At 68.0% G+C, this 8,966-nt stretch carries 9 protein-coding genes; 3 read left to right on the plus strand and 6 right to left on the minus strand.

Annotated features, from left to right (window positions below; genetic code table 11):
* Positions 1-34: 34 nt before the first annotated feature.
* On the minus strand, positions 35-1,243 hold the full coding sequence (locus ARTB_RS14095; protein ID WP_243181136.1) for a cystathionine gamma-synthase: 1,209 nt from the start codon (positions 1,241-1,243) through the stop codon (positions 35-37).
* A 17-nt stretch (positions 1,244-1,260) separates the two neighbouring features.
* Entirely contained in the window at positions 1,261-2,646 is a 1,386-nt protein-coding gene (locus tag ARTB_RS14100) for a cystathionine beta-synthase (RefSeq protein ID WP_243181137.1), read from the minus strand.
* Between the two features lie 92 nt (positions 2,647-2,738).
* Between ARTB_RS14100 and ARTB_RS14105 the strand changes: the two genes are divergently transcribed.
* Complete coding sequence (locus tag ARTB_RS14105) at positions 2,739-3,932, plus strand: SLC13 family permease (RefSeq protein ID WP_243181138.1); 1,194 nt, start codon at positions 2,739-2,741, stop codon at positions 3,930-3,932.
* Positions 3,933-3,966: 34 nt separating this feature from the next.
* On the opposite strand, the gene ARTB_RS14110 is transcribed toward ARTB_RS14105, so the two are convergent.
* Positions 3,967-4,395: a VOC family protein gene (locus ARTB_RS14110; protein ID WP_243181139.1), complete on the minus strand. Its 429-nt coding sequence runs from the start codon at positions 4,393-4,395 to the stop codon at positions 3,967-3,969.
* A gap of 165 nt (positions 4,396-4,560) precedes the next feature.
* On the opposite strand from ARTB_RS14110, the gene ARTB_RS14115 reads away from it, so the two are divergent.
* Positions 4,561-5,541 (plus strand): DNA-3-methyladenine glycosylase family protein, encoded by a 981-nt coding sequence (locus ARTB_RS14115; protein WP_243181140.1) that lies wholly within the window; start codon positions 4,561-4,563, stop codon positions 5,539-5,541.
* Between the two features lie 22 nt (positions 5,542-5,563).
* Here the strand turns inward: ARTB_RS14115 and ARTB_RS14120 are convergent, their stop codons facing one another.
* Entirely contained in the window at positions 5,564-7,252 is a 1,689-nt protein-coding gene (locus tag ARTB_RS14120) for an AMP-binding protein (protein WP_243181141.1), read from the minus strand.
* A gap of 111 nt (positions 7,253-7,363) precedes the next feature.
* Between ARTB_RS14120 and ARTB_RS14125 the strand changes: the two genes are divergently transcribed.
* Entirely contained in the window at positions 7,364-7,642 is a 279-nt protein-coding gene (locus ARTB_RS14125; RefSeq protein ID WP_243181142.1) for a putative quinol monooxygenase, read from the plus strand.
* 107 nt (positions 7,643-7,749) lie between these two features.
* Here ARTB_RS14125 and trxA read toward each other — a convergent pair whose 3' ends face one another.
* Together trxA and ARTB_RS14135 are read right to left on the minus strand one after the other, a co-directional pair.
* Positions 7,750-8,163, minus strand: coding sequence for a thioredoxin (trxA, locus tag ARTB_RS14130; protein WP_018773584.1), 414 nt, complete (start codon positions 8,161-8,163; stop codon positions 7,750-7,752).
* Between the two features lie 78 nt (positions 8,164-8,241).
* Complete coding sequence (locus ARTB_RS14135; protein ID WP_028276979.1) at positions 8,242-8,787, minus strand: acyl-CoA thioesterase; 546 nt, start codon at positions 8,785-8,787, stop codon at positions 8,242-8,244.
* Between the last annotated feature and the right edge of the window lie 179 nt (positions 8,788-8,966).

The raw sequence follows: 8,966 nt of genomic DNA on the forward strand, positions 1-8,966 counted from the left end.
GCCGGGGTCGGCTGCAGGTGCAGCTACGGTGCAGCTAGCTGCCGGCGGCCAGGGAGGAAATCGCGGCGTCGAGGTCGGCGATCAGGTCCTCCACGTCCTCGATGCCGCACGAGAGCCGGATCAGGTTGACCGGGACCGCCAGTTCCGTGCCCTTGACCGAGGCGTGCGTCATTTCGGACGGGTAGTTCATGAGCGATTCGATCCCGCCCAGGGACTCCGCCAGGGTGAACACGGAGGTCGATTCGGCCACCTTGCGGGCCGCGGCCTCGCCGCCCTTGAACTGCACGGAGATCATGCCGCCGAACTTCTTCATCTGCTTTTTGGCCAGCTCGTGGCCGGGGTGGGTGGGCAGGCCCGGGTAGAGCACGGCCTCCACTTCGGGGCGCTCCAGCAGCCATTCGGCCACGGCCTGGGCATTGTCGCTGTGCCGGTCCATGCGCACCCCGAGGGTCTTGAGCCCGCGGGTGGTGAGGAAGGCGTCCATCGGCCCGGACACGGCGCCGACGGCAAACTGGACGAAGCCGATCTTCTCGGCGAGGTCCGGGTCGTTGACCACGATCGCGCCGCCGACGACGTCGGAGTGCCCGCCGATGTACTTGGTGGTGGAATGCACCACCACATCGGCGCCGAGGGCCAGCGGGGTCTGCAGGTACGGGGAGGCGAAGGTGTTGTCCACCACGAGGAGCGCGCCGGCGTCGTGCGCCACCTTGGCGAGCGCCTCGATGTCGGTGATCTTCATCATCGGGTTCGACGGCGTCTCCACCCACACCAGGCGGGTCTTGCCTCCACCGTCGGCCGTGCCGCCGGCGGCGACGGCGGCAGCGACGGCGTGGAGGTCGGACATGTCCACCGGGGTGTTGCCGATGCCCCACTCCCCCAGGACCCGGCTGATCAGCCGGTACGTGCCGCCGTAGGCGTCGTTGCCAAGCACAATGTGGTCACCGGGGCGGGTGAGGGCGCGGATCATCGAGTCCTCGGCGGCCAGGCCGGAGCCAAAGGAGAAAGCGGCGCTCCCGCCTTCCAGGGCCGCCAGCTGCTCCTGCAGCGAGTCACGCGTCGGGTTGGTGCCCCGGCCGTATTCGTAACCGGCCCGCAGCCCGCCGATGCCGTCCTGGGCATAGGTCGAGGAGAAGTGCACGGGGGGCACCACCGCCCCGGTGCGGGGCTCAAACGCCTGGCCGGCGTGGATGGCGCGGGTGTTGAAACCCTGGTTATTCGAGGACGGGTTTTCAGGCACAGACATGGGACTCCTTGAACTGGTCAGTTGCTGAGGTACGCGAGGAGGTCGTGGCGGGTCAGGATTCCCACCGGGGCGCCGACAAACGTCACCATGAGGGTGTCGGCGTCGGAGAGGAGTTCGCGGGCGGTCGAGATCGATTCGAGCGAGCCGATCACGGGAAGCCGGGCCTCCATGTGTTCGGAGATTTTGTCCGAGAGCTTGGCCTCGCCGCGGAAGAGCTTGGCCGTGAGGGTGCGTTCATCCACGGCGCCCAGCACCTCGCCCATGACGACGGGCGGTTCCTGGGACAGTACGGGGATGTGCGAGACGCCGTACTCGTTCATGATGTTGATGACGTCGCGGACGGACTCGTTCGGGTGGATGTGGACGAGGTCCGGGAGTTCACCGGTCTTGGCCTTGAGGATCTCGCCTACCGACGCCTCGTCCCCGCCGGCCAGGAAGCCGTAGGAGCGCATCCACTGGTCGTTGAAGATCTTGGCCAGGTAGCCGCGGCCGGAGTCCGGCAGGATGACCACGACGACGGCGTCGGCCGGGAGGTCCTTGGCGACTTCCATGGCGGCCACGACGGCCATGCCCGAGGAGCCGCCCACCAGCAGGCCTTCCTCGCGCGCCAGCCGGCGCGTCATCGCGAAGGAGTCGGCGTCGCTGACGGCAATGACGTCGTCCGGGACCGACTTGTCGTAGTTGGCCGGCCACATGTCCTCCCCGACGCCCTCGACAAAGTACGGGCGTCCCGTGCCGCCGGAGTACACCGAGCCGGCGGGATCCGCGCCGATGATCTTCACGACGCCGCCCTCGGCCCCGGGCCGCCCGGCGGAGACTTCCTTGAGGTACCGGCCGGTGCCGGTGATCGTGCCGCCGGTCCCGGCGCCGATCACGCAGTGGGTGATGCGTCCGTCGGTGTCGTGCCAGATCTCAGGGCCCGTGGTCTCATAGTGGCTGGCCGGGGCGGCGGGGTTGGAGAACTGGTCCGGCTTGTAGGCGCCGGGGATTTCGGTGACGAGCCGGTCGGAGACGCCGTAGTAGCTTTGCGGGCTGTCCGGCGGGACGGCGGTGGGCGTGACCACCACTTCCGCGCCGTAGGCCTGGAGCACGGCCCGCTTGTCCTCGCCGACCTTGTCCGGCACGACGAAGATGCAGCGGTAGCCCTTCTGCTGCGCCACGAGCGCCAAACCGACGCCGGTGTTGCCCGAGGTGGGCTCCACGATCGTGCCGCCGGGCAGGAGCTGGCCCGTTCGTTCGGCCTCCTCGATCATCTTGACCGCAATGCGGTCCTTGATCGAACCGCCGGGGTTCAGGTATTCGAGCTTCACCAGGACCGTGGCTGCGATGCCATCGGTCACGTGGTTGAGTTTGACGAGCGGCGTATGGCCAATGAGGTCCAGGACGGACGGGGCGTACTTCATAGGTACAAAGTTACCGTCTCCGGCGCGGCGGGCACGTCGGCGCGGCCACGGCGCTGCCACGGCACTGCCACTGCTCTGAAAGGTGCGAGGATATGGCGGTGAAGAGGATCGCCCGGCTGAAGAAGTTCAGGAGCTACGCGCTGCCCGCGGGCATGCTGCTGGCCGGGTGCGCGGCGCTGGCGTCCGGACTGCTGCCGGTCCCCGCCTTCCAGGCGCTGGCAGCACGCACCGTGCCGATACTGGCGTTTGTGGTGGCGATGTCCCTCGTCACCGAGCTGGTGGATGAGGCCGGGCTCTTCCGCGTCGTCACGGAGCGGCTGGCCGCCCTGGGCCGCGGCCGGGTCCTCTTGCTGTGGTTCCTCGCCATCGCCCTCGCCACCGTTTCCACGGTGTTCCTGTCCCTGGATACGACGGCGGTGCTGGTGACTCCCGTCGTCGTGCTGCTGGCCATTCACGCCCGCATTCCGCCGCTCCCGTTCGCGCTGACCACCGTGTGGCTGGCGAATACGGCCTCGCTGCTGCTGCCGGTCTCCAACCTGACCAACCTGCTCGCGCAGGAGCGGCTCAACCTCAGCCCCGCCGCGTTCGCTTCGCTCGTGTGGGCCCCGGCCCTGGTGGGCATCCTCGTGCCGCTGGTGCTCCTGTGGCTGGCGTTCCGGAAGGACCTGCGCGGCACGTACGGCCCCCAGCCCGTCCATAAGGTCCGGGACCGGGTCCTGCTCTACTCGGCGTCGGGGGTCATGCTGGTCCTCCTCCCGGCGCTTGTCTCCGGGGTTCCGGTGCAGATCCCGGCACTCGCGGCGGCTGCGGCGCTGCTCCTGCTCTTCCTCTGGCGGCGGCGCTCCGTCCTGCGCTGGTCCATGATTCCCTGGCGCCCGCTGATGCTCACGTCCGGACTGTTCATGGTGGTGGAGACCATGCACGCCAACGGGCTCACCCAGTTCCTGACCGGGATCGCCGGCACGGGCGAGGGCCTACCGTCGCTCCTGCAGCTCGCCGGCCTGGGCGCCGGGGCAGCCAACGCGGTCAACAACCTCCCCGCCTATCTTGCCCTGGAACCGGTGGGCGGCTCCCCGGCCCGGCTGGCGGCCCTGCTGATCGGCGTGAACCTGGGGCCTCTGGTGACCCCCTGGGCGTCCCTGGCCACGCTGCTGTGGCACGAGCGGCTCCGCTCCCTGAACGTGGAGATCCGCTGGGGAGGCTTCGCCCTCGCCGGCGTGGCCGCCGTCGTCCTCACCGTCCCGTTGGCGGTCGTGGCGCTGTGGCTCACCACCGGGATGCAGTGAGGTGGATGCACTGCGGGCCGGCGTGCCCGGCGCGTCAGGCGCCGATGTCATTCCCGGCGTTCGCTGCCCCGGCGCCGCCCTCACGCGGGGCGTTCTGCCAGAGGCCGACCACATTGCCCTCAGTGTCCCGGAAGTAGGCGGCCCAGCCCATGGTGCCGATTGCCTCGCGCGGTAAGACGGTGCTGCCGCCCAGGGCATTGATCTTCGCCAACGCCGCGTCGATGTCATCGACATCCACAGTGACCACCGGGGATGTGAGGTCGCCTTCGCGGCGGAACATGCCGCCGTTGATGGAGCCCGGTACGGAGGGCATGCCGTTGGCATCCGTCGGCGTCGTCTTGATCATGGTGTAGCTCATCTCCGGCACCTGGCTTACCTCCCAGCCGAACGCCGAACTGTAGAACTCCCGTGCGCGGCCCTCGTCTTCTGCGGGGATTTCGAAATGAACCACTCCACCAGCCATCACACTCTCCTAAGAACAAGGATTCGGTGCCAAGAAGCGGGCGCGGACACACCACGCCACTAGCCGGATTTTAGCCCCGGCAGCGCGGGAGGTTAAGGGCCGTACGGCCCCTGCACCGTTGCCGCGGATGACGCTGCTGTCAGCGGGCCGTGGGAACATGTTCGAATGAGCCTCGCAGACGCCCCCGCAGGCATTGCCGCCGCGGCGGACGCCTCATTGCGGTGGCACCCGGGCGGCCCGTTCGACTTGATGCAAACCATCGGCACGCTGCTGCGCGGCCACGGCGACCCGTCCATCCGCACCGCCCCGGACGGGATCTGGTTCGCGTTCACGACGCCCCGCGGTCCGGCCACGCTGCGCCTGGCAACGGCCGGGACGCGGGCTGACCCTGCCGTGGACGCGCAGGCCTGGGGTCCCGGAGCGGGGGACGCCGTCGATTCCGTCCCGCGCATGCTCGGGAGCGACGACGACTGGTCCGGCTTCGACGAGCCCGCATTCCACGCCACCCTCCCGCGCATGGTGGTTGAAGCCCGACGCCGGAACCTCGCGATCCGGCTGCCTGCAACCGGCAGGATGATCGATTCACTCGTGCCGACCATCCTGGAGCAGAAGGTCACCGTTATCGAGGCCCGCCGCGGATACCGCTACCTGATGTACCGCTTCGGGACGGCGGCGCCGGGCGCCGGCACCGTCGCGCCCGCCAATCTGCTGGTCCAGCCGACGGCCGCGCAGTGGCTGCACATCCCGTCCTGGGAATGGCACAAGGCCGGCGTGGGCCCGCAGCGGTCGGGAACCGTCATGCGGGCGCTGCGCTCGGCCGCCGCGCTGGAACGGCTCGCCGCCCTCCCCGCCGCGGAGGCGGCGGCCAAGCTGCAGACCCTGCCCGGAATCGGGGTCTGGACGGCGGCGGAGGTGGTGCAGCGCACGCACGGCTGCCCGGATTCAATCTCGGTCGGCGACTACCACCTTGCGGCCTACGTGGGCGCCGCCCTGACCGGCCGCCGGACAGACGACGCCGGCATGCTCAGGCTGCTGGCTCCATGGGCGGGGCACCGGCAGCGGGTGGTCCGGATGATCGGGCTCAGCGGCTTCCGGAAACCGACATTTGGCCCGCGCATGACCATCCAGGACCACCGCGACCACTGACCTCAGGAGCAACGCGTTGCTGTCAGCCGCCGGTCTGGAGGCCCAGCCGGGCCGCGGCCTCCTGGCGCATGTCAACCTTGCGGATCTTGCCGGAGACGGTCATCGGGAAGCTCTCCCGGACATCCACGTAGCGCGGGATCTTGTAATGTGCCAGCTTGCCGCGGCAGAACTCGGCCAGGCTGGCGGCGTCCATCGGCGCGGCCCCCGGCTTCAAAATGACGCAGGCCATCAGTTCCTCGCCGTACTTCGTGTCCGGGACACCGATCACCTGCACGTCCTGGATGTCCGGGTGGGTGTAGAGGAATTCCTCGATTTCGCGCGGATAGACGTTCTCGCCGCCGCGGATCACCATGTCCTTGATCCGGCCCTCGATCACGATGTACCCGTCCGCGTCCATCCGGGCGAGGTCCCCGGTGTGCATCCAGGCGTCGGCGTCGATCGCCTCGGCGGTCTTGTCAGGCTGGTTCCAGTACCCGCGCATCACCGCGTAGCCGCGCGTGCAGAGTTCCCCGATCCCGCCGCGCTCCAGCACCTCTCCCGTGACCGGGTCCACGATCCGGCTCTCCAGGTTCGGCATGGTCCGGCCCACGGTCTCGGTGCGCTGGGCCATGGTGTCCACGCTCCGGGTCATCGTGGACACCGGCGAGGTCTCCGTCATGCCGTAGCAAATGGCGACGTCTTTCATGTTCATTTCCGTGATGACCCGGTTCATCACCTCGATGGGACACAGCGAGCCGGCCATGACGCCCGTGCGCAGTGTGGAGAGGTCGTAGGAGGCGAAGTCCGGCAAGGCGAGCTCGGCGATGAACATGGTCGGCACGCCGTACAGCGAGGTTCCGCCGAAGTCCTGCACAGCTTCCAGCGCCCCGGCCGGCGAGAACGACCGGCCGGGGATGATGGTGGCGGCCCCGTGGCTGAGCGCCGCGAGGTTCCCGATCACCATGCCGAAGCAGTGATAGAAGGGCACCGGGATCACCACGCGGTCGTGTTCCGTGTAGCCCAGCTGCTCGCCGATCGAAAAGCCGTTGTTAAGGATATTGTGGTGCGTCAGCGTGGCGCCCTTCGGGAACCCCGTGGTGCCGGAGGTGTACTGCAGATTGACGGGATCCTGCGCATCCAGTACCGCCATGCGCGCTTTCAGCTCGGAGTGTCCGACGTCGTCGGCCCGCTTGAGCAGCTCGGCATAGGTGCGCTCCGCCTCAGTGCCGGGTTCGCCGGCGGTCAGCCCGTCCAGGCCGGCGTCCGGGAGGAAGACCAGCTCGCGCAGGCCCGGGCACGCCGCCAGCGCCTGCCGCGCCATCGCTGTGTAGTCGCTGTTCCGGTCCGCCGGCGCGCTGACCAGCATGCGCATGCCGTTCTGGGTGACCACAAACTCGAGCTCATGGCTGCGGTAGGCGGGGTTGACGTTGACCAGGATCGCCCCGACCTTCGCGGTGGCGTACTGCAGGATGGTCCACTCGGCGCAGTTGGGGCTCCAGATGCCGATCCGCTCGCCCTTCGCGACGCCCAGGGCGAGGAGCGCACGTGCCAGCCGGTCGACGTCGTCGTTCAACTTGGTGTAACTCCACCGCCGGGCCTCTTCGCCGGGTACCGCGGCCGCCTCGATCAGGGCATCGTGGTACGGGAACCGCGCCGCGATCCGTTCGAAGTTCGCACCAATGGTTTCCTCGAGCAGCGGGACGTCAGTGTCCCCGGCTGTGTAAGCAAGCATGGTGTGACGCTACCAACAGTGCGGAGGCAAAAGAAGAGCAAAGCTTGGAAGTCCTATGAAATCTTGGGTCATGTTCCGGCGCCTGCCCGGCAGCCCGGTAGGGTGATTGCCATGAGTGCACCCGTTGACCTTCAGGCCATTTTCATCCCCAACGACGGCGAATTCTTCCGCGTGAAGCTCGCCCTGGACATCGCGATCGACGAGGTGGTCAACGAGCCCGGCTGCATCCGCTACGAGCTCACCGAGGCCAGCGAGGACAAGCTCGTCCTGACCGAACGGTGGGCCAGCCAGGCGGACCTGGACAAGCACTCCAAGGGCACGGCCGTCCAGGACCTCAACGAATCCCTCAGCGCGCTGCTGGCCGAGCCGGTCAAGCTCGAAAGGCTCTAACCCACGCTTCCAACCACAACGCGGGGCCACTCCGCGCCCATCCCTGAGGGATTTATGGGCGCGGAGTGACCCCGCGTTGGTTAAGCCTGGGATTAAGCCGTGGAGGTTCAGGCCTCCGGGATCTGGGTGCCGTCCTGCTTGGCCGCAGCCGCGGCGGCCTCGGCCTGGGACCGGGCCACGTGGGCGTGGACTTCTTCCATGTCCAGGGCCTTGACGGCGTCGACCACCTGCTCGAGCTGCTGCGCGTTCAGTGCGCCAGGCTGCGAGAACACCAGGACCTTTTCGCGGAAGGCCATCAGCGTGGGAATCGACGTGATGCCGGCCTCGGCGGCGAGCTGCTGCTCGGCTTCGGTGTCGACCTTGGAGAAGACGACATCCGGGTGCTTCTCTGAGATCGCCGAGTACGTGGGGCCGAACTGCTTGCACGGGCCGCACCATTCGGCCCAGAAATCGACGAGGACAATGTCGTTATCCTCGACTGTCGATGCGAACTGTTCACCTGTGATGTCTACGGTAGCCATGAGTCAACGGTACGGGAGCGGGCGCGGATTGTCCCCGGCATTTCGCTGTTGGCACATCCGGGCGGGGCTGTAGGCAGGTCACGCCCAGGCGTGCGGGGCCGGACGCCTGGCGCCGGGCAGGGCGTTGGTTTCGCGCCATTCGTGGATCCACCCGGGCAGCTCCAGATCCGCCGGCGGGGCGCCGAACTCGCGGATGATCTCCTCCTGGCTGACGGGCTTGCCCTTGCTCAGAAGCCGGGTGGCGATATAGGCCCGCGCGTACACTTCGCCGTCCACCACCATCCGCTGCTCGAAGTAGATGGCTTTCGAGTCCAGGCCGATGATCCGGGATTCGATCGTGTACTGCTGCCAGAGCTGCAGCGAACGGCGGAACGCGATGGTCTCCCCCGCCGCGACCGGGGTCCAGCCCCGGCGGCGCATCTTCTTCCAGGTGCCGCTGCGGGCCATGAGATCGAAGCGCCCGAGGTCCATGAGTGAGAAGTACATGCCGTTGTTGACGTGGAGGGCGATGTCGATGTCCGTGGGCAGGACCCGCAGCGGCAGCGAGGAGTTGTCCCAGATGCTCAGCGGTGAGCGGCGTGAGGACGTGAACAGCAGCAGGAGAGTCCGGAACAGGAGATGCATGAGTCATATGTTACCCGCGGGTAACAAGTGTGCCAAGGGGTGGGTGCCGGAACCTAGCTGGCTATAGGTCGTGTCAAGTGCATGCTCCGGGCATGACAGTGCGCGCCGCATGTTTGGCCGGGCGTTCTGACGTGTCTGTGGGGTGGCGGTTTGGTTGGCTGGCCCGGCGTGATTCCAAG

It is taken from the genome of Arthrobacter humicola (assembly GCF_022803015.1).
In the GTDB taxonomy this organism is placed as follows: domain Bacteria; phylum Actinomycetota; class Actinomycetes; order Actinomycetales; family Micrococcaceae; genus Arthrobacter; species Arthrobacter humicola_A.

Bases quoted from the DNA above. Each gene is read 5' to 3' on its own strand.
- ARTB_RS14095 (WP_243181136.1), bottom strand. From the start codon at position 1,243: ATGTCTGTGCCTGAAAACCCGTCCTCGAATAACCAGGGTTTCAACACC.
- ARTB_RS14100 (WP_243181137.1), bottom strand. From the start codon at position 2,646: ATGAAGTACGCCCCGTCCGTCCTGGACCTCATTGGCCATACGCCGCTC.
- ARTB_RS14105 (WP_243181138.1), top strand. From the start codon at position 2,739: ATGGCGGTGAAGAGGATCGCCCGGCTGAAGAAGTTCAGGAGCTACGCG.
- ARTB_RS14110 (WP_243181139.1), bottom strand. From the start codon at position 4,395: ATGGCTGGTGGAGTGGTTCATTTCGAAATCCCCGCAGAAGACGAGGGC.
- ARTB_RS14115 (WP_243181140.1), top strand. From the start codon at position 4,561: ATGAGCCTCGCAGACGCCCCCGCAGGCATTGCCGCCGCGGCGGACGCC.
- ARTB_RS14120 (WP_243181141.1), bottom strand. From the start codon at position 7,252: ATGCTTGCTTACACAGCCGGGGACACTGACGTCCCGCTGCTCGAGGAA.
- ARTB_RS14125 (WP_243181142.1), top strand. From the start codon at position 7,364: ATGAGTGCACCCGTTGACCTTCAGGCCATTTTCATCCCCAACGACGGC.
- trxA (WP_018773584.1), bottom strand. From the start codon at position 8,163: ATGGCTACCGTAGACATCACAGGTGAACAGTTCGCATCGACAGTCGAG.
- ARTB_RS14135 (WP_028276979.1), bottom strand. From the start codon at position 8,787: ATGCATCTCCTGTTCCGGACTCTCCTGCTGCTGTTCACGTCCTCACGC.